This is a genomic window from Algoriphagus sp. 4150, from assembly GCF_031457395.1.
GTDB lineage: Bacteria > Bacteroidota > Bacteroidia > Cytophagales > Cyclobacteriaceae > Algoriphagus.
Window position 1 is genome coordinate 100,410 of sequence record NZ_JAVDWS010000004.1, and the last position, 23,514, is coordinate 123,923.

Genomic DNA, 23,514 nt, shown 5'->3' on the forward strand with positions numbered 1-23,514 from the left:
AAAAGGGTTAACAGATTTTAACCGCATTTTTCTCGAAATACTTAACCATTGGCTTAATTTTGTCCGTATATTGAATACAGTTACAACACTGAAGGCGTATCGATAGAAATTTTACATGAAACAAATACTCATATTTTTTGCATGGCTTTGGCTGTTGGTTCCCGTGTTGGTGGGAGCACAGCAAGTGCGTGTGTTGAGTGACGGAATAGAATTTCGTGGAGATCTGGGGTCAACCCAACGCAAAACGGTGATCCTCCAGAACGAGACTAGTCAAATCAAAACATATCTGCTCAAGAACCTTCGCGGGAATATTGGGTCTTCTCAAAAGGTAAGGATCTGCATAGGAGATCAATGTTATGATCCTAAAAGAGATCTTGCGAAAATTAAATTGACTTTGGCGCCTGGGGAATTACTGACTGATTTATACCTTGACTTTGACATGGGGATTGTTGAAACCCGGGGTTCTTTTGATTTATCATTTGTAAATGAAAACAATCTAAAAGACCTGTTCGTCGTTGAAGCTAGATATGCGGTGAATGATCCTGCTATCAAAGTGAACGAGTTTGACTACAAGGATATCGTCCTGAGTGATGTCTATCCGAATCCCAGTGTGAGAACTGCCCAGTTTGATTATAATTTCAAAAACCAGTCTGTTAAGGCGAGGATTACAATAAATAGCTTCATAGGCAACCCCATAGCAAATTATGAACTTGATCCGGAAAGAAACTCCCTGGCCATTAATGTCTCTGATTTCAATCCGGGGATTTATTTCTATACTCTTTTCTTGGACAATAAGAATATTGTGACCAAGAAGCTCGTTGTCAAGAAGTAAGACTTGGCCAACTGGCTATTATCCATTTGAATCCGAATAATTATCCCGTATATTTGCGGTCTTGAAAATGAAAATGCGTATACAATCCATTCTATTACTGATCATCATACTTGCTGCAAGTTCCTGCGGTCCATTCAACAAGCTGGAAAAAAGCACGAATTGGGAGGATATTTATGCCGGAGCAAACAAATATTATCAGGAAGGTGAGTATAATAAGGCCATTATCTTGTATGACAAGGTGTTGCCTGTGATCAGAGGAAGCGAAAAAGCTGAATTGGCAGATTATAACTATGCCAATTGCCATTTTAAGACAAAGCGGTACATTGAGGCTGCCGGTTATTTCAGCAATTTCTTCAGGACCTATAACAGAAGCCCACTGGCGGAAGAAGCGTTGTTCATGAACGCATATTCGCTTTACCTTGATGCTCCCGATGCCAATCTGGATCAGCAAAGTTCTCAGGAAGCAGTTGCCGCAATTCAGCAGTTTGTGACCAAGTTTCCTGCTTCAGCCAGTTATGAGCGTGCTATGGATATGTTGGTTGATTTGCAGGGTAGGTTTGAGCAGAAAGCCTACATGGAGTCTTCCATGTATTATAAACTAAAAGATGGTCTGTATCCCGGGGATTTCTACCGAGCGTGTATTATCAACTTTCAAAATTTCATAAAGAATTACCCTGAGAGTAAGCATAACGAAGAGCTTTCCTACAAGCTGGTGGAAGTGGGTACAGGATATGCTAGAAATAGTACTTTTCTTAAAAAAGAAGAAAGATTAAATGATGCCTTGGCATTTGCGACTTCTTTCTATCGTAAATATCCAACTAGTGTCTATACCGGGAAAGTAAAAGAAATCGAGGCAAGGGCGAAAAAGGAGTTGCAATCGCATGCTGTTCTTCAGAAGGAATATGCGGAACAATTGGCTGAACAGAAAGCCAGAGAAATAGAGAATCAGCCTTTAGAAAAAGTAGAAATTAATTAGAACTTATTAATCCAACAAAAATATGGCAGTTAATCCATCCATCATTACTAGAGATCTTGATATAATCGCCGATAAGACAGGCAATATATACGAGTCTCTTCATATAGTAGGGCAGAGAGCAAAGCAAATCTCCAATACGTTGAAAGAGGAGTTGAATATTAAGCTTTCTGAATTTGCGTCTACTGTAGATAATTTGGAAGAAGTATTTGAAAACAAAGAGCAGATTGAAATCTCTAAGTTTTACGAAAGAATGCCAAAACCAAGCACACTTGCCATGGAAGAATTCATGGAAGGGAAAGTGTACAGCAGATTTCCGGAAGAGCCGGCAGGCGAGTAAATCTATGAGTCTGAAGGGTAAGAAAATACTATTGGGCGTGACAGGAAGCATCGCTGCTTACAAGTCCGCAATTCTTACCCGTTTATTAGTCAAAGAAGGAGCAGAAGTGCAGATTATTATGAGCGCTTCTGCTTCTGATTTTATTACTCCGCTCACATTGTCCACACTTTCCAAGAAGCCTGTTTTAAGCCGATTTCAGAAAGACGAAACAGGAGTATGGAACAATCATGTGGAATTGGGACTTTGGGCGGATCTATTTTTAGTAGCGCCAATCAGTGCGAATACCTTGGCTAAATTTGCCAACGGTATCTGTGATAATTTGCTTTCTGCTACCTATCTGTCTGCAAGATGTCCCGTGATGGTAGCTCCGGCCATGGATCTCGATATGTATCAGCATCCTGCGGTACAATCAACTATTCAGAGACTTGAATCCTTTGGTAATATTATCCTTGATGCCGAATCGGGGGAATTGGCAAGCGGATTGTCCGGTCAGGGTAGGATGATGGAGCCTGAGCATATTCTGGCTAAAGTCGAGAGCTTTTTTGCTTCCAAAGCTGAGTTCAAAGGAAAAAAAGTATTGATCACCATGGGGCCTACACAGGAGGCGCTGGATCCGGTGAGGTATATTAGCAATCACTCCAGTGGAAAAATGGGACTTGCTTTGGCGGAAGCCTTTCTTTCGAGGGGAGCAGAGGTATTTGTGATTTCCGGCCCGATTTCATTGAAGGTAAATAAAGGTAGCTTTCGCTGGCAAGATGTGAAATCAGCCAAAGAAATGTACGAAGCTGCTTCTGAACTTCATAGCCAAATGGATATATGCATTTTTGCTGCAGCTGTGGCTGATTATACTCCAGCGGAAATTGCTCCTGAGAAGATTAAAAAAAATGATGTGACCCTTTCTATTGACTTGGTTAAGAATGTAGATATAGCAACAAATTTGGGTGCCCGGAAAAAACAGAACCAGATACATATTGGCTTTGCTTTGGAGACAGAGAAGGAATTTGACAATGCTCAGCGGAAGCTCATAAAGAAGAATTTTGATCTAATAGTGCTGAATTCCATGAAGGAATCTGGGGCGGGATTTCAGTTGGATACGAATAAAGTACATATTTTTCATGCTTCAGGATTGTCCGTTGAATCTGAGATTTTGCCAAAAAGCCAAATAGCAACTCTGATAGTGGATCAAATCAAAAATATCCCTGTTTGGGTTTGAGGATATATAATTCCTTATTTTTAAGACTATGAAATCGAGCATGTCGTAGTCGGCACACAAAGGGATGATTATTCACCGAGCGGGATTCTCCCGATCCGCCGCGGCGGATCGGGACAAGCTATCTGAACTCTTAAAACAAAATAAAAACAGATGAAAAAGGGAATTCTCCTGATACTCTTCTTTTGCTATTCATTCATCGGTCTTTCACAGGAGCTGAATTTCACTGTGACGATCAACAGTGAACGTGCGCGGATCCAGAACACAGATGTGTTTTCCCAGATGAAGACTAGTTTTGAGCAATTTCTTAATGGAAGGTCTTGGACTACGGATGAATTTCGTCCTGAGGAGCGTATCAAAGGGAATCTACTTATCACGATAAGTGATGTACCGCAGGTAGGGTCTTACAATGCTACTGTGCAGATCCAGACTGTCAGACCTGTTTATGGGACAAATTACGAAAGTCTGGTCTTTAATTTTGCTGATAGGAACTGGAGTTTTGATTACATAGAATCCCAGCCTCTGGAATTCAATCGATTTACCTACTTGAACAGTATTAGCTCGTTGTTGGCATTTTATGCACATATCGCCTTGGGGTTGGATTATGATTCCTTCGAAAGTCGAGGCGGAGATGAATTCTTTGCCGCAGCAAATGATATCGTCAATAATGCACAGCAATCCGGAAGACCGGGCTGGGTTCAGAATTCCTCTGACCGGAGAAACCGGTACGCTTTGACTAACGATATTTATATTTCTTCGGTTTTTTCTGTGATCCGGGATGCTTATTATCTGTATCATCGCCAAGGGTTGGATATTCTTCAGATTCGTCCACAAGAGGCATATGGAAATATCCTTGAAGCAATTCGGATTTTGGCAGAGGCAAACAAAACTCAGCCTAATGGGATTTTTACCATTACATTCATGGATGCCAAAAGCGATGAGATAGCTTCAGTAATGAAAAATGCTTCTCTAGAGATTCGGACAGAAATAGTCGAATTATTGCTGGAAGTTGACCCTAATAATGCTAGAAAGTATAACGAGCTGCTGAAAAGCTAAGCTCGATTTTTTAGTTTTGCCCAAACGAACGCTTTACCCATGCTCAAATCGCTCAGCATTTCTAATTATGCTTTGATTGACCAACTGCACATGCAGCCAAGTCCGGGACTCAGTATGATTACCGGTGAGACCGGTGCCGGTAAATCCATCATGCTCGGTGCAGTCGGATTGCTTCTAGGCAATAGATCTGACACTAAAGTCTTGCTTCATGAGGATAAAAAATGTGTGATCGAAGGAATCTTTGATATAGCCGATTATGGACTGAAGGAATTCTTTGAACAGGCTGAGCTGGATTATGAACCTACCTGTATCATCAGAAGAGAAATAAGTCCGGCAGGCAAATCCCGTTCTTTTGTAAATGATACCCCTGTGCTTTTGGAGGGATTGAAGTCGCTGGGAGGATTTTTGATGGATGTACATTCTCAGCATGATACATTGCAATTGGGAGAAGGGAGCTATCAGCTTAGCTTAATTGATGCTTTTGCCCAAACTCAACAGGAATTCATAAACTATAAGACTGATTTTAGAGCTTTTCAGAAAGCACACAAGACCTTCAAAGAACTGAGTAAAAAAGCTGTTGAATTACAAAAAGAAGCTGATTTCAACCAATTCCAATTGGAAGAATTGAGTGTTTTGGGATTGAAGGAAAACGAGCAGGATGAGCTGGAGTCCACTCAGGAAATTCTTGAGAATGCTGAGGAAATCAAATTGAAAATCAATGAGATGCTGAATCTTTTCCAAGATGAGCAATTCGGTATCATGCAGGGAATGTCACAGGTACAGCATGGAATGCAGTCCTTGGAGCGGTTGGCTCATGTATTTGCTTCGTTGAAGGATCGTTTTCAGGCAGTCACGATTGAGTTGAAGGACATAGAAGAGACGCTTGCTGATGAGGATAGTAGAGTGGAAATTGATTTTGAGCGATTGGATGAGATCCGGGATAGGCTGAGTAAGATTTACCAACTTCAGAAAAAACATGGGGTAGCTTCTGTGGAAGAGTTGATGGAGCTGGAAAGAGAGCTGGCAGATAAAGTATTTCAGGTTCAGAATTTGGATGAAACGCTGGAAAAGGCCAAACGAGAATTGGAGAAAAGTAGGGAGCAGGTAGTGGATTCAGGAATGTTGCTCCGCAAAAAGCGGCAGGGAAGCTTCAAGGATTTTCAAAATTCTCTGGAGAATTTGCTCGCAGCCTTGGGAATGGAGAATTCCAAAGTGGTCATGGAGCACAAGTCGATTGAACCATCCCCTGATGGAATGGATGAAATCGAATTGTTGTTTTCTGCGAATAAGGGATCATCTCCCCAGCCATTGAAGAAAGTGGCTTCAGGAGGAGAGTTTTCCAGATTGCTTTTTGCCATTAAGTACCTTATGGCCGATAAAATGGCAATGCCTACCCTGATTTTTGACGAAATCGATACAGGGATATCCGGTGAAGTAGCGTTAAAGATGGTGGGGATGATGCAGGACATTTCAAAGAAGCATCAGGTAATTTGCATTACCCATTTACCTCAGGTAGCAGGACAGGGGGACCTTCATTATTTTGTCTACAAGGATAACTCTTCAGAGAAAACGGTGAGTAAAATAAAACTTCTGGATCGGGAGGAGCGTGTGCTGGAGCTGGCAAAAATGATCTCCGGCGCCTCACCGTCCGCATCTGCTATCGAAAGCGCCAAGGAGTTGCTCCGTCGGTAATTCCGACCACACATCAATTTAGGGGCTTGAATGATTATTTTTTCCTATTTTTGGGCAATATTTTTGAAAATAACCCCCTAGCTATATGCCAGAAAATTTGCTAAAAGGAAAACTTGGAATCATTACCGGTGCTCTTGATGAGAATTCAATTGCTTGGAAAACAGCGCTTAAAGCGAAAGAGCAAGGAGCGAGATTTGTCTTGACTAATGCGCCTATTGCGATGCGTATGGGTGCTATCAACGACCTTGCAAAGGAATGTGATACCATCGTGATTCCTGCAGACGCTACGAGTACAGAAGATATCGAGAAACTCTACACTGAAGCCAAAGAGTATCTTGGAGGAAACTTTGATTTTCTTTTGCATTCCATCGGGATGTCGCCAAACATCAGGAAAGGTAGATCTTACGGAGATCTTAACTACGACTGGGCGATGAAGTCATACGATGTGTCTGCAGTCTCTTTTCACAAGATGATGCAGGTGGCAGAGAAACTGGATGTGATGAATGAATGGGGATCGATCATAGGGCTTTCTTATATCGCAGCGCAGAAAGTTTTTCCTTTCTACACTGATATGGCTGATGCCAAAGCTTTGCTTGAAAGCATCGCCCGTGGATATGGCTATAGATTCGGCAAATTGAAAAAAGTAAGGGTCAATACGATCTCTCAGTCACCTACTAAAACTACAGCAGGAACAGGGATAGGCGGATTTGATTCATTTTACAATTTTGCAGAATCCCTTTCTCCGCTGGGAAATGCTTCGGCAGAAGCCTGTGCAGAATATATCGTCACGATGTTCTCTGACTATACTAGACTGGTTACGATGCAAAACCTCTTCCACGATGGAGGATATTCCTTTACAGGAATCTCAGAAGATATCATGGAGAAGTTCAAGGATTTATAATAACTACTTACAATTGTATAAAAGCCCTTTGGAAATCCCTTAGGGCTTTTTTGTGCTTTCAGCTCATCGTTTATTTTATTTTTTTTTGTGTCTTTTTGGCTTAACTTATTGAGCTGAATTAGCTTGACAGATATGAATAGAAAATTTTTACTTCTTGCCTTTTTGGGCTTGTATATATCCTTTTCTTCTTATTGCCAGATAGAATCTGCTCCAGACCGGGAGGAAGGAGATGGGCAGTATGGAAGATTGATTTTGAGAGGAGTGATTCTCATTGATGGCACCGGAGCACCGCCTGTGGGCCCCGTGGATATTGTGGTGGAAAAGAATAGAATCGCTCAAATCCAGGTGGTCGGCTATCCCGGAATGCCTATTGATGAAAGCCGAAGACCAAAAGCCGGTCCTGAGGATAAAGTATATGAGTTGGAGGGGCATTATTTACTTCCCGGTTTTATTGATTCACATGCACATATAGGTGGAAGAGGCCAAGGTACTCCTGCGGAATATGTCTTTAAGCTTTGGATGGCACATGGGATTACGACCATTCGTGATCCTTCGGCAGGAAACGGACTTGATTGGGTCTTGGATCAAAAGAAAAGATCAGCCGCAAATGAAATCACAGCACCCAGAATTTTGGCTTACACTAGTTTTGGGCAAGGATCCAAGACTCCAATTACCACCGCTGAGCAAGCAAAAGCTTGGGTAAATGAGAATGCCGGAAAAGGAGCTGACGGGATTAAGTTTTTTGGAGCCAATCCTGAGGTGATGGAGGCTGCAATAATGGAGAACAAAAGAATTGGGCTCCGCTCCGCAATGCATCATCAGCAGTTGGATGTAGCCCGTTGGAATGTATTGAATTCTGCCAGAGCCGGTCTGACTTCCATGGAGCATTGGTATGGATTGCCGGAAGCCTTGTTCGAAGACCGTACGATTCAGGATTTCAGACTGGATTACAACTATCAAAATGAACAACATCGTTTTGGTGAGGCCGGTAAACTTTGGAAGCAAGCTGCCGCGCCGGGTTCGGATCATTGGAATAAAGTAATGAATGAACTGCTTGAACTGGATTTCACGCTTGATCCTACATTTAATATCTATGAAGCAAATCGCGATATGATGAGGGCAAGGACCGCAGAGTGGCATAGTGTTTATACTTTGCCTTCACTTTGGGAATTTTATGCACCAAGTCGCCATTCCCATGGTTCCTATTGGTTTGACTGGACTACGGAGGAGGAGATACAGTGGAAAGAAAATTACAGACTTTGGATGGCTTTTGTGAATGAATATAAAAACAAAGGCGGGAGAGTGGCTGCGGGATCTGATTCCGGATTTATCTATCAACTCTATGGATTCGCTTATATCCGTGAACTGGAATTGCTCAGGGAAGCCGGTTTTCATCCTTTGGAAGTTCTTCGTTCGGCTACATTGTATGGTGCCGAATTATTGGGAATGGAAAATGAGGTTGGTACTGTGGAAGTTGGAAAACTGGCAGATTTTATCATCCTTGAGGAGAATCCGCTTCAAAACCTGAAAGTACTTTATGGAACAGGAGCTATCCGAATTGATGAAAATAATAAACCAATACGGGTAGGCGGCGTAAAGTACACAGTGAAAGACGGTATAGTCTTTGATGCCAAAAAGCTTTTGGAAGATGTGAGGGAGATTGTGGAAAAGCAAAAAACTGAACAGGGGTATACTATTACCCAGCCAGGCTTAGCGTGGTAACCGAAATTGAATTTGGTATGCAGTGATTTTGGTCAATTCACGATTTCTATCGGCAGATTACACTAAAATAAATTAACTAATGCCCCAAATCAATGTAAACGGAGTTGATATTTTCTACACGGATCAAGGAAATGGGGAGGAAACGATTGTCTTTTCACATGGCTTGCTTTGGAGTCATAAGATGTTTGGTGATCAAATCGAATTTCTTCAAAGTCGATTTCGCGTGATCGCATATGATCATAGGGGGCAGGGGCAAAGTGAGGTAGTCGGACCATTTGATATGGATACACTGGCTGAGGATGCTGCCGAATTGATCAAAGAACTGTGTGAAGGCCCCGTGCACTTTGCAGGGCTTTCCATGGGAGGTTTTATAGGGATGAGACTTGCATCAAGATTTCCTGAATTGATCAAAAGCCTAATTCTCTTAGAAACATCAGCCAACTCTGAACCGGTGGAAAATCTCCCTAAATACAAAACCCTGAACGGGATAGTGAAATGGTTTGGCGTAGTGCCTCCTGTTACCGGGAAAGTGATGAAGATTATGTTTGCAGAAAGTTGGCTTAATGATCCACTCAATACCGAGAAAATTGATTTTTGGAAGTCAGAACTAAAAGCAAATAAAAAAACTATCTCAGGGGCAGTAGATGGAGTGATTTACAGGAGGGGGATTGAAAGTGAGCTTGGAGGCATCACTTGTCCTACGATGATCATAGTGGGGGATGAAGATGTAGCTACCACTCCTGTAAAAGCCAAGTTTATTCAGATGGGGATCCGCAAGTCAATATTGCACTTGCTTCCTGGAGCAGGCCATAGTAGCTCAATAGAAAAGCCTAAAGAAATTAATAGACTTATTGGGGATTGGCTAATAGAAAGGAGTTGAAAAGTGCATTTCTTCAGTTTATACGGTCTTTTGACATGCGGTATGGACTCCTAGTTAAGAAACTCTGAAAAAAAATCCATTTATTTTACCACTAGTTGAAACCTTTTTTTACATTTACATGTATATACATTAAATACATCAACAAAAGATATGGGGAGTTTAGAAGAAGCAATTAAGCAGAAGGAGTTTAAAGACCCATACAATAAATTAGTGGTCAATCTGCTCTACACACATAGCTATTTGGTCTCAGCCCAGAATGGAGTTCTAAAGCCTTTTGATCTCTCTCCTGAGCAGTACAATGTGCTTAGAATCTTAAGAGGTCAAAATGGTGTTCCCATTACAGTGTCCTCCATTCAGGATAGAATGCTCAATAGGATGTCCAACGCCAGTCGCTTAGTGGATAAATTGAAGGCAAAAATGCTCGTAGAACGGAGCGAATGCAGCAATGACCGTAGACAGGTAGATATTATGATTACTGAAAAAGGACTTCAAATACTGGACGATTTGCAAGTTCACATGGAAGGATTCAACAACCAAGTGATCAATCTCACCAAAGAAGAAGTAGACACCATGAATGAACTTCTTGATAAACTGAGAGGTTAAAAAATTTGCACCTATACGTGTATATACATTTAATATCAATACAAACAAAAATCAACTAAAACAAAAAAAGTTATGAGTACTACAAAATGGATTATCGACCCTACACACTCTGAAGTATCTTTCAAAGTAAAACACTTAGTGATATCTACTGTGACAGGTTACTTCAAAGAATTCGAAGGTCAGGTAGAAAGCACTTCTGAAGATTTTGACGGTTCAAGTGTATCATTCTCTACCTCGATTGACAGTATCAGTACCAATCAGACTGACAGGGATAATCACTTGAAGTCTGCGGATTTCTTTGATGCGGAAAATCATCCGAAATTGAGCTTTGCCGGTAAAATTGTAAATGAGGGAGGAGATTATAAGTTAGTTGGTGATTTGACTATAAAAGGGAATACCAAGCCTCTTACTCTTGATGTGGAATTCGGTGGCATTGCCGGAGATCCTTACGGACAGACTAAAGCCGGTTTTGAGATTGAAGGTAAAATCAGCCGTAAAGAGTATGGTCTGACTTGGTCACCGGTGACTGAAGCAGGAAGTGTAGTAGTTAGTGATCAAGTTCGTTTGATCCTAAGTGTACAGCTTGTAAAACAAGCCTAATTGATTTTAACCTTCGAGGTCTAAAAGACTTCGAAGGTTTCTTTAAACCATTCCGGTATTTTTAATAGACTAGAAATCAGGAATGGCAACAGCAACCATTTTCCCCAAACAACCATGAAACCATTAATCACGGGAATCCATCACATTACTGCAATTGCAGGCAATCCACAGGCAAATATTGATTTCTACACCGGAATCCTTGGATTAAGGCTGGTGAAAAAGACAATCAATTTCGATGCTCCGGGTGTTTATCATTTCTATTTTGGAGATGAGTTGGGAAGACCGGGTACAGTATTCACCACCTTTCCATTTACCGGAGCGCGTAAAGGAAGCAAAGGGGCGGGTGAAGTTACTTACACTGCTTTTTCTATCCCATCAGCATCGTTGGACTATTGGATAGAGCGGTTGAAGAAATATGGAATTTCCGTATCTGATATTTTAACCCGTTTTGGTGATCGGCTGATTCGCTTTGAAGATCATGACAGTATGGGTATTGAGTTGGTGGCCAATGACCGGGATGATAGAACAGGTTGGTCTTATGGTCAGGTGCCAATAGAACATTCGATTAAAGGGTTCTATGGAGCTACTTTAAATCTGAGAGCCAAAGAATTGACCGAAAAGTTGCTGACTGAACACATGGATTACCACTTCATCGGTGAGGAAAATGGCAGATTCCGCTATGGAACAGCAGGTAAGCCTGGAGATATAGTGGATATCGTTCTTGACAAGTCAGGGAATAGAGGTTCGCAAAGTGCCGGAACGGTGCATCACATTGCATTCAGAACAGAAAATGCAGCATCGCAACTTCAGGTTCAGGAACTCTTGATGCGGAATGGATATCAGGTAACGGAAGTGAAAGACCGGAATTATTTCACCTCCATTTATTTCCGTGAACCCGGAGGAGTGCTATTTGAAGTAGCTACGGATGAGCCTGGCTTTGCTATAGACGAGGATGAAGCACACTTGGGCGAATTGATCAAACTACCCGAATGGGCTGAACCAAATCGAGCGAAATTTGAAGAGAGTCTAGCACCGGTAAAGTTAAATGTGGAAGCTTATGACTAAGATAAAAGTAACGGGTGTTCCTTTAGCTGAGGCAAAAAAAGCTGCGATATTAATTCATGGTAGAGGTGCAAATGCAGAGAGTATACTTTCGCTTTCGCAATACCTTACCCTTGATGAGTATGCGCTTTTGGCACCGGAAGCCGATGGTGGAACTTGGTATCCCTATAGTTTTATGGCACCTGATGAGGCTAATCGAGCTGCTTTGTCCAAATCGCTGGAGCGTATAAAAGCAGCATGGGACCAAATTGCTCAAGCAGATATACCTTCGGAGAATGTTGTGCTGATTGGCTTTTCTCAGGGAGCTTGTTTGAGTCTTGAGTTTGCGGCACAGCATGCCAGGAAGCTGGGGGGAGTTATAGCTTTTACAGGTGGATTGATAGGAGAGAAAATTCAGGAAGAGAAATATTCGGGAGATTTTGAGGGTACAAAAATTTTCATTGGAAGCAGTGAAAAAGATATGCATGTACCACTATCCAGAATAAAAGATTCAGAAACCCTACTGAGCAGGATGGGTGCAAAAGTGAAATTATTGATTTTCAAGGATTCCAATCATACTATCCGTAAGGAAGAAATTGATTGGGTTAATGAGAATATATTGTAAATAGGTTTTCTTAATTCAAAAAATCCTCCGGCAGTCGTCAGAGGATTTTTTTTGTGAAAATTTTTAACCGCATAGGATGCGGAGATTTTCTCAGAGGCAATAGTTTAGAGATAATTTCCAGGTAACCTGCCTCCCCTAGAACGGAAGGCCAAGTTTGTAAGACAGAACGCCTGCCTGAGAGCAGAAAGTCAAAGCCTTATTTCCCAAATACACTTTCATCCCTGAATGTGCCCATATCTGTTATTTCCTGTTGACTATGGATGAATATTCTTTAAAAATTATCTTGTAACTGATTGATAATAAAATTAATATGATCTAATTTTTGAAATTACTCAATATAATGAGTAATTTTACTCAAGTTAAAGAGTAAAAAAAATGAGCTATCAGAGAGCAGAGAAAGACCAGATACAGAAACGCCTTTGCGATGAGCCTAGAATGTTCATCCAAGTAATCTATGGTCCTCGTCAGGTCGGTAAAACGACACTGGTGCGTCAGATCATGAAAGATATCAATTGGCCACATACACTGGTAGCTGCTGATGCGGTGCCGGCTACTGATAGGATATGGATAGCCCAGCAATGGGAAAACGCTCGGATGAAGCAAGACAGATCTCCTGAGACACCTTATATTTTGGTAATCGATGAAGTACAGAAAATTGATAACTGGAGTGAGCAGGTCAAGGCGGAATGGGATAAGGATACTGCTGAGGAGCGGGATATTCGGGTGGTATTGCTGGGTTCATCCAGATTGATGTTGCAGCAAGGCTTGACTGAATCACTGGCGGGCAGATTTGAATCCACTTATTTGGGACATTGGTCTTACAGGGAAATGAAGGATGCTTTCGGACTTTCCCCTGAAGAGTTCATTTGGTACGGTGGATATCCCGGCGCTATTTTGCTAAAAGAGGATGAAGATCGCTGGAAGAATTATGTTCGGGATGCGCTCTTAGAGACCAGTATCTCTAAGGATATCCTAATGCTTACCCGTGTAGATAAGCCGGCGCTTATGAAGCGGCTCTTTGAGATTGGTTCATCCTATTCGGGGCAGGTTCTCAGCTTCACCAAAGTCATGGGGCAGCTTGCTGATGCAGGAAACACCACTACACTGACCCATTATTTAGTGCTTTTGAATGAGGCTGGCTTGCTAAGTGGGCTCGAAAAGTACAGTCCTAATCTCGTCAGAAAGCGATCTTCCAGTCCCAAATTCATGGTGCATAATACTGCGATCATGTCAGGTGTTTCTAATGAAACCATGGAAACTCTCCAAGCGGATCATCGTGCATGGGGGAGATGGGTGGAGTCTGCAGTAGGAGCCCATCTGGTAAATCAGACTTTCAAAGAGAGAAAGTTGCACGTCTACTATTGGAGAGAAGGGAATAATGAGGTTGACTTTGTAGTAGAGTACAAGAAGCGAATAATAGCCTTGGAAGTGAAGACTTCAAAAGTCGGTGGATTGACAGGCTTGAATTCCTTCACGAGTGCCTATCATCCGGAAAAATCTCTTGTTGTCGGGACGGGTGGAATTCCCTGGGAGGAGTTCTTGCGGATGGATGTGTTAGATTTATATAATTAAAAAGGCAGTCGAATGGCTGTCTTTTTTGTGGGAATTTTTTTAACTACGAAGGAGGCAGGGCTTTGGGCGTAGATTAGAATCCTTTTTCATCTCATCCACTTTTGAGCAAAGCGCCTAAAAACGATAAATTATGCGCTCTAATTCATTTAATTCGTTTTTAAAATTATTTTGTAATTAATTGATTTTCAATGTATAATGTCTGTATTTAAGATTTTACTCAATGTACTGAGTAAATTCACTCACTGCGTTGAGTAAAATGAATAGCTCACCTGAGATCCCCGTTCAGGATCGAGTTCCACATTGGCGAAGACCCCGATTTCCTGCTGCAGATCTTCTACATGACTGATAATTCCGACTATCCGGTTTTCATGACGAAGTGATTTGAGGGTCTCGAAGACTACCCGAAGGGCATTTCTGTCCAAGGCTCCAAACCCCTCATCCATAAAGAAGAAACTTTGATCTGCCTGATTAAGTGCTTTTACTTTCTCTGCCAAAGCCAAAGCCAGACAAAGTGAAGCCTGAAATGTCTGTCCGCCCGACAGCGTTTTGAGAAGTCGCTTTTTGCCTCCGTTCAGATAATCAATCACCCAAAATATATTATTGCCGTCTATCTCCAGACTAAGCTGGTTTTTGCAAAGCTTCATGAACCTCACGTTGGCGGTGTTGCAGAGTTCCTTTAGGTAGATAGAACTCACGAACTTTATAAATCCACTTCCACGGAACATGTTTTCCAGTTCCTTGAGATAGCTTTCCCTTATCTCCAGCTTGGCAAAATCAGTCTGAAGAATCTTCTTCTCTGCTAGTTTAGCCGTAGTTTCTTGGATTTCTTTGTCGAGTAAATGAACCTGCTTTTGATAGGATTCTGCATTGGTTTTTAGATTCCCGAAGGATATGACAAATTCCTGAAATGCATTTTCCTGAAAATCAGCCACTCCATTTTCAGCTTGAAGTTCCTGAATTCTATTCTCCGCTATATCGCGTTTGCGGTCAAAATCCGCTATTTCACGGGCTACTTTTTCCGCATCAATTGAATGCCGGAATAAGTGAATTAATTGTTCCTCATCCCTGAATCCATGCTGTACTTTCAGCGATTCAAATTCTGAGGTGAGTCTTTCAAGCTTAGCTTGGCTTTGCTCCCACAGCCGGATGAAATTTTCTAAATCCGCCAGATTTATATCTCTTTTGCTTCTTTGGTCGCGAAGATGCCTTTGCTTTCCTTCGAGCAATTGCAGTGCTTCTTCTATGTCCTTCTCCACTTTGTCAATAGTGGCTTGGATTTGATCGGGCTCTTTGGTGAAAAACTGCTTGCAGAAGGCCATATCCCGGATTTCTTCTTTCTTGGAAGAAATATTGGACTGCACAGATTGCAGTTTCAACTGCGCCTGCTGAAGTTCTTTCTCGGACTGAGTGATCAGTTCCCGATCAGCTTCCCAGTTTTTTCGAAGTATTTTTACTTCTTTGAGAAGTCGCTCCCGCGCCTGACTGCTGTGTTCTATAGCGCTGATTTTGGCTTGCAGACTCTCCTGAGAATCTATCTCATGATCAGTGAGTCCGGTTTTTAATGCGGTAAAATTCTGTGTTAGGAGATGAATTTCATCGTTCTTGGCACCTAGGGTTCTTTGATGGTTTTCGAGTTTGTAGAGCAATTCATTTTGCGTAGAAGCTAAAACTTGAGTTTTCTCAAGTAGGGATTTGGCTTCATGGATCTCATGGGATTTCAGCTCCAGCTCATTTCCTCCATCACCATCCAAGGGATCTGGGTGCTCCAAAGCACCGCAAAGTGGACAAGCTTCACCTTGATGGAGTAAATGAACGTGAGCGGCAAGCCCTTGCTTTTGTATGAGCAGATCCCGCTGCTCTTCCAAATTCCTTATGCTGTTTTTTTGTAAAACAACCCATGTTTCGAAAGAATCGGCTACATCAGGAATTCTATGCTTAAGTTCATTTAGTTTGAGCTGAATTTCTTCCGCTTCTCTTTTTGCCTCCTCTGCTTCAAGCTGAACTTTGTTTAATTGGTTTGTCGTGTGCTGCCAGTCTTTTGCAGAACTTAAGAGTTGTGCTAAAGATGTACTGTCTACGGTATTTACCTTTTCTGCCTGATTCTCCAGATCAGCGATTTTTGTTTCTAACTCTTTCTGGCTTTGCTTTTTGGTCTCTATAGCCGGTGACAGTTTCACTAAAGTTGAATTTACATCCTCGCGTTGAGTTTCCAGCTTTTGAATCTCAATGACTTTCTTCAGGTCTCTGATTTTACTTTCCCGCAGAGGTCTTTCCTGATTCTTCTTCTTTAGCTCTTCTTCTTCTTTTTCGAGGTCAGAGACTTCCTTGGCAAATTCAATTTTGAAGCGCTCGCAGTCAATGACACTTACTTTATACTTTTCAAAGTCTGATTTGGTATCCCTGATCTGCTCCCATACCGGTCGCAGATAAGTGGTGGCAGTAATGAATTCTGAGTGCAGCTGGCGCTGTTTTTCTATTTCCGGCAGTTGAATATTTAAGTTCTCCCGCTCAGTTCTGAACTTCAGCAATTGCAGATATTTATCCTGGAGGTTTTCTTGGGTTCGGATTTCTATTTCTGCAGTTTTCAGCTTGAGAGAAGCTTCGGTCGCTTGGCTTTTCAATACTGAAAATTGCGCTTGTTTTTCAGTGAATATTTCTTCTGTGATCTCCTCCAGTCCCTGCAATTGAGTTTCAAGTCGGATTTTCTGTTCTTTGACAGTTTTTAATAGAATTCCGGTCTTGAATGAAAGGTCAAATCTCTCCAAGCCAAAAAGCTCCTTCATCATCTTTGCCTGGTCTGTGGGTTTCTGATCGATGAATTCACGGAATTTTCCCTGAGGAATAATGACAGTCTGCTTGAAGTGCTCCTTACGCATGCCGATTATCTCCTCGGTCCTGGCTGTAATTGGTTGCCAATTCCCATCTGTTTTTTCATAGAAGGTGTGTTCGGCGGGTTTGATGTCGTCAAAGTTTTTGGTATTCCTCTTTGCAGCATAGCGGGCCAGGTAAGTTTTGGCATTGTTTCTTCCTGAGCTGAATTCGAAGTTTACGAGCAACTGATCGCTTTGCAGATTGACCATGCTATTCTTTTCTCCGCGATCAGAAAGACGCTCAGTACTCCCGTAAAGTGCCAAAAGTACCGCCTCCAGAATGGATGATTTCCCGCTGCCTACCGCACCAAAAATCCCGAACAGTCCGGCAGCCGTGAGTTTGTCAAATTCTATGGTCTGTTTTTCTTTATAGGAATATAATCCCTGAATATCGAGTTTGATAGGAATCATATTTCTTCGTTTTGGCTGATGACTTCTTTGAAGATTGCGAGTAGTTCTGCGTTTGGTTTCTGGCCTTTGTCGCTTTCATAGAAAAGTTTGAAGAGGCTTTCCATGTCTTTTCCCAGATCTTCTACCTGCAAACTTTGATTTTCCCTGCCCAAAGGGTTTTTGATTTGTGGGATTAGATTGACGATGCCGTCGTGGGCTTTCATTATCGCTTTTCTAGTCGCGGCTTCAATCGAATTTTCGGTAGCATAGGTTAATTCTACAAAGCAATAAGGGTTTTCTTCCAGCCAAGCCAAGGTTTCGGGTAGCTTATCGAAGGTTTTGCGATAGAGGGGTCGTCCTTCTTTGAGACCGATGGGATGGAAATGTACGGGATTGCCCGGCTCTGCTTCGATGATCACCACTTGCTTCTGTTGGTCTGCTTCGCTGAAGGAGTAGGCGAGTGGCGAGCTGGAATAGACGACAGGGCAGTGCTCGTGGCTTACAGCATGATAGCGATGCAAATGGCCCAATGCAGCGTATTGGATCTGATGGGGAATGTTTCTGGTGAAAAGTGCCTGAGTTCCCCCTACATGAAGTATTGGGCGCTCGGACTCAGGTTCAGGTTCTTGCTTTTCTCCTTCTTTCATAAAGAAAAAATGTCCTGCAAATAGATTCACACCTTGTTCATCACAATACTGATCGGCCAGATTTTTCCAGTTTTTCCCCATTAGATTACGGAATTCCTCCTCACGATCAACTTCTCCGAGATAGGTTTTCATGGAGACTTCATTCGCATAAGGTGCCAGAATGATCCGAACCGGAAAATCAAATTTGGGAAGTTTTATTTCTACGAATCCCATGGCTGATTGAGTGATTTCTATGCCGTTGTCCAGCTTCCCGCTAGGGATTATGGTGTCGTATTTACCATAGAAAAATATTCCCATTTCCCGGGCCAAGGGATCGGGAGCTTCAACGAACTGTATACTGTCATGATTTCCGGAGATGGCAACAATCGGACGCTTACCTCCATTGGTAAGTCTTCGAAGTGATTTGTAAAGTAATTCTACCGCTTCATGACTTGGATTGAATGTGTCAAAAATATCTCCTGCCAAAAGAATTAAATCGACATTTTCGCGATCTGCTATAGTCCTGATTTCCTCCAAAACCAATTTTTGCTCTTCTAATCTGGAGAATTCCTGAAGCCTTTTACCCAAGTGCCAATCTGCCGTGTGGAGTATTTTGATCATATACGTAGCCTAAAAATGAATGAAAGACTAAATTACTTCAGCAGATCACCAGCTGCAAGCCATTTGGTCTAAATGACAATAATTGGCATCTTTATTGAAAAGGCAGGCGATAATCCGAGAAAAGTTTATGTGGAATTGGTTTCTGATATTGATAGCAGCTCTGTCGTCTGATACTTCTCCGTCAGCATTACCCCCTGATGCTTTATTGATACAGGAAGGAACGGCTAGTTTTTATGGGAGAAGATTTCATTTAAGAAAAACCTCCAATGGCGAGATCTTTCATATGGACAGTCTTACCGCGGCTCACAAAACTTTGCCTTTCGACACCAGAATAAAAGTAACAAGAGTAGATACCGGCGAATTTGTCTGGGTAAGGGTGAATGACAGATTGCCTAAAAACTCCAGGCGCATCATAGATTTGTCCCGTAAAGCCGGGACTCAGCTAGGGCTTCTTCACGATGGAATTACCAAAGTAAGAATCGAAGTAGAAAATCCCGGAGAAATAAATCGACTGATTGAATATTTTGGAGAGGAACCTCCTGCTACTTTGCGGCTGCGGCCTGTGGAGGAACCGATCAAAGTCCCCGAGGGTGGACTGGATTTTTCAGTAGGAAGTCTTTAACCTCGATAGTGCTGAGGGGTATAGCGTCCCGAGCTATAAATGATCTGAAAATGAGATTTATGCCTCTCCATCGGGAATTTTATGGATACGGCAAATTTATTTCCGCCAACTGATAGCTAGGGTTATAGATAATTCACTTTTTTTAACTGTATTCGTGCAATAAAGATTTTGACATTGAAGAATTAGTTAGTTTCTTAATAGTCGAAACTACTATTTAAATGAAAAACTTTACTCCAACACTTTTGGGTTTTTTAATAGTCCTATTCTCTGCCTGTCAAGAAGATACGAAAAAGTCCGAAGAAGCTCCTACAGAATCCTTTCGAAACCAGGTTGCTGCTACTGAAGTGAATGTTGCCACTGCGGAGCGAAAAAGCTTTGATTATCTGATCAATGCTCCCGGCAAACTCGAAGCCGGAGCGGAAGTTCTGGCTGTGATAGAGCAGGCAGGTTATCTGCTCGAGGTCCATGTGCGGGAAGGACAGTCAGTGAGCAAAGGTGATGTAATAGCGAAGCTGGATCCTACCGAGCCGGAGTTTAGACTGGAAAAAGCTAAAATTGCTCTTCGAAATGCAAATGCAAATTATGAATCAGACAAGATGGGCTTTCCAAATGTGTTTTCATCAGAGGATATTGACGGGCAAACTATAATAGATGAACAGCTGAAAGCCAAAAATGGCGTTTTCTTATCAGAATTAGAGCTTAAGGAAGCTCACATGAGCTTCGATAGAAGTGTGGTGCGGGCACCTATCTCAGGGCAAATTGCTGACCTGAAATTCAAAGCCGGTAGTTTGGTGGGTGCGAACGAAGTGCTTTGCCAGATTTTAGGAACCGATCAGTTTATTCTAAAGGTAAAGGTGCTGGAATCCGACATCAGTTTTATTTCCCTCAATCAGAAAGCAGAGGTTTATCCTATATCAAATACCCAAGCAGCTTTGGAAGGGAGGGTGACCGGGATCAACCCAAAAGTAGATGAAAGTGGTTTGGTGCAGGTTTCTATTACCCTGCCGGCCAATAAGGCGTTGCTTCCGGGAATGAACGCCAGAGCAGTCATCCGTTCTCCGCAAAATAATTCTCTGGTGGTACCTAAGGATGCGCTGGTCTATAGATCCGGCAGGGCAGTGGTCTTCACCATAGAAAATAAGGAGTCTAAATGGAACTACGTGGAAGTGGGTAAAGATAATGGGGAGGAAGTGGAGATTCTTGAGGGAATTGAAGAAAACAGCACAGTAATCACCACCAACAATCTGCAGCTTGCACATCAGGCACCGGTTCAAATCATAAAAGAATAAGCCATGGTTAGATTTTTACTGGCCCGGCCTATAGCAGTTTTTATGACTTTTGTGGCGCTGATGGTGTTTGCTTTTATCGTTTTGCGTACGCTGCCTATTTCGCTTTTGCCCCCGATCGATGTACCGCAGATCGTGGTGAAAGTCAATTATCCGAATGCCTCTCCCGAGGCTATCGAGCAAAATGTGTTGAGCCGAATTCGTGAAGGATTGATCACTTTGAATGGCTTACAGGAAATGGATTCCAAAGCAGGATCCGAAGTGGGTACGATCCGATTGACATTCGACTACAACACCAAAATGGAGTTGGCTTACATAGATGTCAATGAGAAAATAGACAGGTTGACAAATGGATTGCCTGCAGATCTGGGACGCCCGGAAGTGATCCGGATCAATACCTCTGATATACCTGTGGCCAGAGTGCAGGTGGTACCAAGGGCAGGAGTGGATGAGGTGGAGGTAAGTCTTCTTTCAGAGAATGTCCTAAAAAAGCGGATAGAGCAATTGCCGGGTGTCTCTCTCGTGGATATCAATGGGAAAAAGGAGCGGATCATCACGGTAGAGCCCAATGTTGAGGCTTTGTCTGCACTTGGAATTACTCAGCAGAATGTAATCTCCGCGATCGAATCAGGCAATAGAGAACTTCCGGGGATCTCTGTAAAAGACGGTCAATTCCGCTATTACCTTCGTCTGGCGACCCGGGTGGATACACCAAGGGATATAGAGAGTCTTCCTGTAGCAGCCCCCTCGGGAGTAATTGTCCCTTTGGGAAAACTGGCTAAGGTAAGTTATGAGACGCAGGAGACACTTGGCTATCATCTTTTCGGAACAAAGGAAAGTCTGGTAATAACTGTTCATAAGCAGGCTTCTGCCAAAATGAATGAGTTGATTCCTGAGTTGAAAAAATCCCTGGAGTTGTTCAAGGCGGATTATCCTCAGGTGGAATTTGAGCTTACCCAAGATCAGTCCAATCTCCTGAATGCTGCGATTTCCAACTTGGAAACGTCCTTACTTTTTGGAGGTGTTTTCGCATTTGCAGTGCTTTTCCTTTTTATGAAGGATTATAGGATTCCGTTGATTATCGGTGTGAGCCTACCTTCTTCTTTATTGATCAGTTTCTTGATTTTTTACTTCTTTGATCTATCCATTAATATCATTTCCCTTTCGGGATTGGCGCTGGGAATAGGGATGTTGATCGATAATGCGATTATTGTCTTGGATAATATCACCCGCAAGCGTGAAGGTGGCCTGCCGCTTTTCGAAGCATGCGTGGAAGGAGTGAACGAAGTAATGGGTGCATTGATCAGTTCAGTACTTACTACGCTAGCGGTATTTGTGCCACTGATATTTCTGAGTGGGATCTCAGGCGCGTTGTTTTTTGATCAGGCAGTAGCGGTGACAGCGATTCTGTCAGTGTCCCTTGCAGTGGCTTTTATTCTATTGCCGATGCTTTATTTCCTGATGTTTTCCCGGAGCAAAAAAGCCTACGATGATGGGGAAGGTGTTTTTTTTAGCAAGGTGTTGGGCTTGTATGAATTTGGCTATCGCAAAGTGATCCGAAGCAGAAAAGTGTCCATGCTGGTATTTTTGCTTTTGATTCCGCTTATGTTGGCTGTCAGTTTGATGCTGAAAACGACCGGCTTGCCGGAGATAGAAAAGCTGGATGCTACGCTGGATGTGGATTGGAGTGAGCCGATTTCCGCAGCTGAAAACAGAGACCGTGTGGTTATGCTTTTGAAAAGCATGGAAGGAAGCTATTCTCAGGTAGAGGCGGATGTTGGGGTGAAACAATTCCTGCTTTTTGACGGAGAGAATTCAATACAGCAATCTTTGCTTTATTTCCTTTTTCCTACTGTGGCAGAAAAAGAATCCGCTATCAAGGAATTGGCGGCAACTCTAAAAAAGAATTATCCTGAAGCGGCTTTTAACCTTGGTGATGCGCCAAATGCTTTCGATCAATTGTTTAATTCTACCATGCCTTTTTATGAGGTGAGATGGAAAGACTTGGGCTCAAAAGAACCGGTGCCGGAAACTAAGATGGATCCTTGGCTAAGTCAGTTTCCTGTGCAGGAATGGGAGCGTGGCCCTGGATTGCAGAAAGAAGCTTCTGTGGTCTTTACGCTTCGGGCGGATAAAATGGCTACCTACCAAATCCCAGTTGATGCAGTCCAAACGCAGATTTCCAGGCTTTTTGGCAGCTTCACGATTACGGATATCAGACGTTTTGGTCAGATTACCCCGATTCGCCTGAAAGAGGCCAATGCACGATTTGAAGATCTATTGCGTACTACCAGGGTGGTTGCCTCGGATACGACTTCTTATGTGCTGGGGGAATTTGTGGACTATCAATATGAAGATCATTATAAATATGTGACTGCTGACAAAGGGGGGATTTATCAGTCGCTGAATGTGACCACTGAGAATCCTGATGAGCATGCCCGTGAGTACATTCGCTGGGGTCAGGACAAAAATCTCGGAGTCACCACCGTCGGTCAGTATTTCAAGGACAAGGAAAATATCCGTCAGCTCATTGGGATTTTGATGATTTCAGTGTTGCTTTTGTACTTTATTTTGGCTGCACAATTTGAGAGTTTTATCCAGCCTTTGATAGTGGTATTTACACTTCCGCTTGGCATAGGAGGAGCATTTTTGGTACTGTTTGTTTTCGGAGCCTCGCTGAATGTGATGTCTGCCATTGGCTTGGTGGTGATGCTGGGAATCATGGTGAATGATGCGATTCTGAAGATCGATACGATCAACCGACTTCGTAAAGAATATGTGGAATCGGATACTGTTTCAGCCGGGGAAGCATTGGAGATGGCTTTGCACAAAGCGGGACAGATTCGTCTCAAACCAATCCTGATGACTTCGATTACGACGATTCTGGCATTGATACCGATTGTGTTTAGCAGTGGTTTGGGAGCGGATTTACAGAGACCTTTGGTATTTGCGGTGATTGGTGGCTTGACTATAGGTACACTTACAGCTTTGTATTTTGTGCCGTTGGCTTATTGGTTTACTGTTTCCAAGAAATCTCTGAAAACGACCTAAT

At 42.5% G+C, this 23,514-nt stretch carries 19 protein-coding genes; 17 read left to right on the forward strand and 2 right to left on the reverse strand.

The window, feature by feature from the left end; all coding sequences use genetic code 11:
• Positions 1-115 precede the first annotated feature (115 nt).
• From J2X69_RS08120 to J2X69_RS08185, 14 genes are all read left to right on the forward strand, one after another.
• A complete protein-coding gene (locus tag J2X69_RS08120) occupies positions 116-832 on the forward strand; it encodes a T9SS type A sorting domain-containing protein (protein ID WP_310101287.1) in 717 nt (238 codons plus the stop codon).
• A gap of 67 nt (positions 833-899) precedes the next feature.
• Positions 900-1,808, forward strand: coding sequence for an outer membrane protein assembly factor BamD (locus tag J2X69_RS08125; RefSeq protein WP_310101289.1), 909 nt, complete (start codon positions 900-902; stop codon positions 1,806-1,808).
• A 22-nt stretch (positions 1,809-1,830) separates the two neighbouring features.
• Positions 1,831-2,145: a DNA-directed RNA polymerase subunit omega gene (locus J2X69_RS08130; protein ID WP_310101292.1), complete on the forward strand. Its 315-nt coding sequence runs from the start codon at positions 1,831-1,833 to the stop codon at positions 2,143-2,145.
• Positions 2,146-2,149: 4 nt separating this feature from the next.
• Complete coding sequence (coaBC, locus tag J2X69_RS08135) at positions 2,150-3,358, forward strand: bifunctional phosphopantothenoylcysteine decarboxylase/phosphopantothenate--cysteine ligase CoaBC (protein ID WP_310101295.1); 1,209 nt, start codon at positions 2,150-2,152, stop codon at positions 3,356-3,358.
• Between the two features lie 150 nt (positions 3,359-3,508).
• Complete coding sequence (locus J2X69_RS08140) at positions 3,509-4,411, forward strand: DUF4835 family protein (RefSeq protein WP_310101299.1); 903 nt, start codon at positions 3,509-3,511, stop codon at positions 4,409-4,411.
• Positions 4,412-4,450: 39 nt separating this feature from the next.
• Positions 4,451-6,103 carry a DNA repair protein RecN gene (recN, locus tag J2X69_RS08145; RefSeq protein WP_310101303.1) on the forward strand — a complete coding sequence of 551 codons (1,653 nt, stop codon included), beginning with the start codon at positions 4,451-4,453 and terminating at the stop codon, positions 6,101-6,103.
• Between the two features lie 85 nt (positions 6,104-6,188).
• Complete coding sequence (locus J2X69_RS08150; RefSeq protein ID WP_310101306.1) at positions 6,189-7,004, forward strand: SDR family oxidoreductase; 816 nt, start codon at positions 6,189-6,191, stop codon at positions 7,002-7,004.
• Positions 7,005-7,136: 132 nt separating this feature from the next.
• Complete coding sequence (locus tag J2X69_RS08155; protein WP_310101309.1) at positions 7,137-8,726, forward strand: amidohydrolase family protein; 1,590 nt, start codon at positions 7,137-7,139, stop codon at positions 8,724-8,726.
• 79 nt (positions 8,727-8,805) lie between these two features.
• A complete protein-coding gene (locus J2X69_RS08160; RefSeq protein ID WP_310101312.1) occupies positions 8,806-9,606 on the forward strand; it encodes an alpha/beta hydrolase in 801 nt (266 codons plus the stop codon).
• 150 nt (positions 9,607-9,756) lie between these two features.
• Complete coding sequence (locus J2X69_RS08165) at positions 9,757-10,209, forward strand: MarR family transcriptional regulator (protein WP_310101315.1); 453 nt, start codon at positions 9,757-9,759, stop codon at positions 10,207-10,209.
• 72 nt (positions 10,210-10,281) lie between these two features.
• Positions 10,282-10,809, forward strand: a complete 528-nt coding sequence (locus J2X69_RS08170; RefSeq protein WP_310101318.1) for a YceI family protein — start codon at positions 10,282-10,284, stop codon at positions 10,807-10,809.
• Between the two features lie 114 nt (positions 10,810-10,923).
• Positions 10,924-11,874, forward strand: a complete 951-nt coding sequence (locus J2X69_RS08175; RefSeq protein ID WP_310101321.1) for a ring-cleaving dioxygenase — start codon at positions 10,924-10,926, stop codon at positions 11,872-11,874.
• Positions 11,867-12,475 carry a dienelactone hydrolase family protein gene (locus tag J2X69_RS08180; RefSeq protein WP_310101324.1) on the forward strand — a complete coding sequence of 203 codons (609 nt, stop codon included), beginning with the start codon at positions 11,867-11,869 and terminating at the stop codon, positions 12,473-12,475. Before J2X69_RS08175 ends, J2X69_RS08180 begins: the two co-directional genes overlap by 8 nt.
• 375 nt (positions 12,476-12,850) lie before the next feature.
• Entirely contained in the window at positions 12,851-14,047 is a 1,197-nt protein-coding gene (locus tag J2X69_RS08185; protein ID WP_310101327.1) for an ATP-binding protein, read from the forward strand.
• 239 nt (positions 14,048-14,286) lie between these two features.
• On the opposite strand, the gene J2X69_RS08190 is transcribed toward J2X69_RS08185, so the two are convergent.
• Both J2X69_RS08190 and J2X69_RS08195 read right to left on the reverse strand, forming a co-directional pair.
• Complete coding sequence (locus J2X69_RS08190) at positions 14,287-17,328, reverse strand: SMC family ATPase (RefSeq protein WP_310101330.1); 3,042 nt, start codon at positions 17,326-17,328, stop codon at positions 14,287-14,289.
• Positions 17,325-18,554 (reverse strand): exonuclease subunit SbcD, encoded by a 1,230-nt coding sequence (locus J2X69_RS08195; RefSeq protein ID WP_310101333.1) that lies wholly within the window; start codon positions 18,552-18,554, stop codon positions 17,325-17,327. Before J2X69_RS08195 ends, J2X69_RS08190 begins: the two co-directional genes overlap by 4 nt.
• 127 nt (positions 18,555-18,681) lie before the next feature.
• On the opposite strand from J2X69_RS08195, the gene J2X69_RS08200 reads away from it, so the two are divergent.
• The 3 genes from J2X69_RS08200 (at position 18,682) to J2X69_RS08210 (ending at position 23,513) form a co-directional block, all read left to right on the forward strand.
• Positions 18,682-19,176: a septal ring lytic transglycosylase RlpA family protein gene (locus J2X69_RS08200; RefSeq protein ID WP_310101335.1), complete on the forward strand. Its 495-nt coding sequence runs from the start codon at positions 18,682-18,684 to the stop codon at positions 19,174-19,176.
• Positions 19,177-19,394: 218 nt separating this feature from the next.
• On the forward strand, positions 19,395-20,465 hold the full coding sequence (locus J2X69_RS08205; protein WP_310101339.1) for an efflux RND transporter periplasmic adaptor subunit: 1,071 nt from the start codon (positions 19,395-19,397) through the stop codon (positions 20,463-20,465).
• A 3-nt stretch (positions 20,466-20,468) separates the two neighbouring features.
• Positions 20,469-23,513 carry an efflux RND transporter permease subunit gene (locus tag J2X69_RS08210; RefSeq protein WP_310101342.1) on the forward strand — a complete coding sequence of 1,015 codons (3,045 nt, stop codon included), beginning with the start codon at positions 20,469-20,471 and terminating at the stop codon, positions 23,511-23,513.
• Position 23,514 lies beyond the last annotated feature (1 nt).

Bases quoted from the DNA above. Each gene is read 5' to 3' on its own strand.
- J2X69_RS08200 (WP_310101335.1), top strand. From the start codon at position 18,682: ATGTGGAATTGGTTTCTGATATTGATAGCAGCTCTGTCGTCTGATACT.
- J2X69_RS08170 (WP_310101318.1), top strand. From the start codon at position 10,282: ATGAGTACTACAAAATGGATTATCGACCCTACACACTCTGAAGTATCT.
- J2X69_RS08210 (WP_310101342.1), top strand. From the start codon at position 20,469: ATGGTTAGATTTTTACTGGCCCGGCCTATAGCAGTTTTTATGACTTTT.
- J2X69_RS08205 (WP_310101339.1), top strand. From the start codon at position 19,395: ATGAAAAACTTTACTCCAACACTTTTGGGTTTTTTAATAGTCCTATTC.
- coaBC (WP_310101295.1), top strand. From the start codon at position 2,150: ATGAGTCTGAAGGGTAAGAAAATACTATTGGGCGTGACAGGAAGCATC.
- J2X69_RS08150 (WP_310101306.1), top strand. From the start codon at position 6,189: ATGCCAGAAAATTTGCTAAAAGGAAAACTTGGAATCATTACCGGTGCT.
- J2X69_RS08195 (WP_310101333.1), bottom strand. From the start codon at position 18,554: ATGATCAAAATACTCCACACGGCAGATTGGCACTTGGGTAAAAGGCTT.
- J2X69_RS08125 (WP_310101289.1), top strand. From the start codon at position 900: ATGAAAATGCGTATACAATCCATTCTATTACTGATCATCATACTTGCT.
- J2X69_RS08155 (WP_310101309.1), top strand. From the start codon at position 7,137: ATGAATAGAAAATTTTTACTTCTTGCCTTTTTGGGCTTGTATATATCC.
- J2X69_RS08180 (WP_310101324.1), top strand. From the start codon at position 11,867: ATGACTAAGATAAAAGTAACGGGTGTTCCTTTAGCTGAGGCAAAAAAA.
- J2X69_RS08175 (WP_310101321.1), top strand. From the start codon at position 10,924: ATGAAACCATTAATCACGGGAATCCATCACATTACTGCAATTGCAGGC.
- J2X69_RS08160 (WP_310101312.1), top strand. From the start codon at position 8,806: ATGCCCCAAATCAATGTAAACGGAGTTGATATTTTCTACACGGATCAA.
- recN (WP_310101303.1), top strand. From the start codon at position 4,451: ATGCTCAAATCGCTCAGCATTTCTAATTATGCTTTGATTGACCAACTG.
- J2X69_RS08165 (WP_310101315.1), top strand. From the start codon at position 9,757: ATGGGGAGTTTAGAAGAAGCAATTAAGCAGAAGGAGTTTAAAGACCCA.
- J2X69_RS08185 (WP_310101327.1), top strand. From the start codon at position 12,851: ATGAGCTATCAGAGAGCAGAGAAAGACCAGATACAGAAACGCCTTTGC.
- J2X69_RS08190 (WP_310101330.1), bottom strand. From the start codon at position 17,328: ATGATTCCTATCAAACTCGATATTCAGGGATTATATTCCTATAAAGAA.
- J2X69_RS08130 (WP_310101292.1), top strand. From the start codon at position 1,831: ATGGCAGTTAATCCATCCATCATTACTAGAGATCTTGATATAATCGCC.
- J2X69_RS08120 (WP_310101287.1), top strand. From the start codon at position 116: ATGAAACAAATACTCATATTTTTTGCATGGCTTTGGCTGTTGGTTCCC.
- J2X69_RS08140 (WP_310101299.1), top strand. From the start codon at position 3,509: ATGAAAAAGGGAATTCTCCTGATACTCTTCTTTTGCTATTCATTCATC.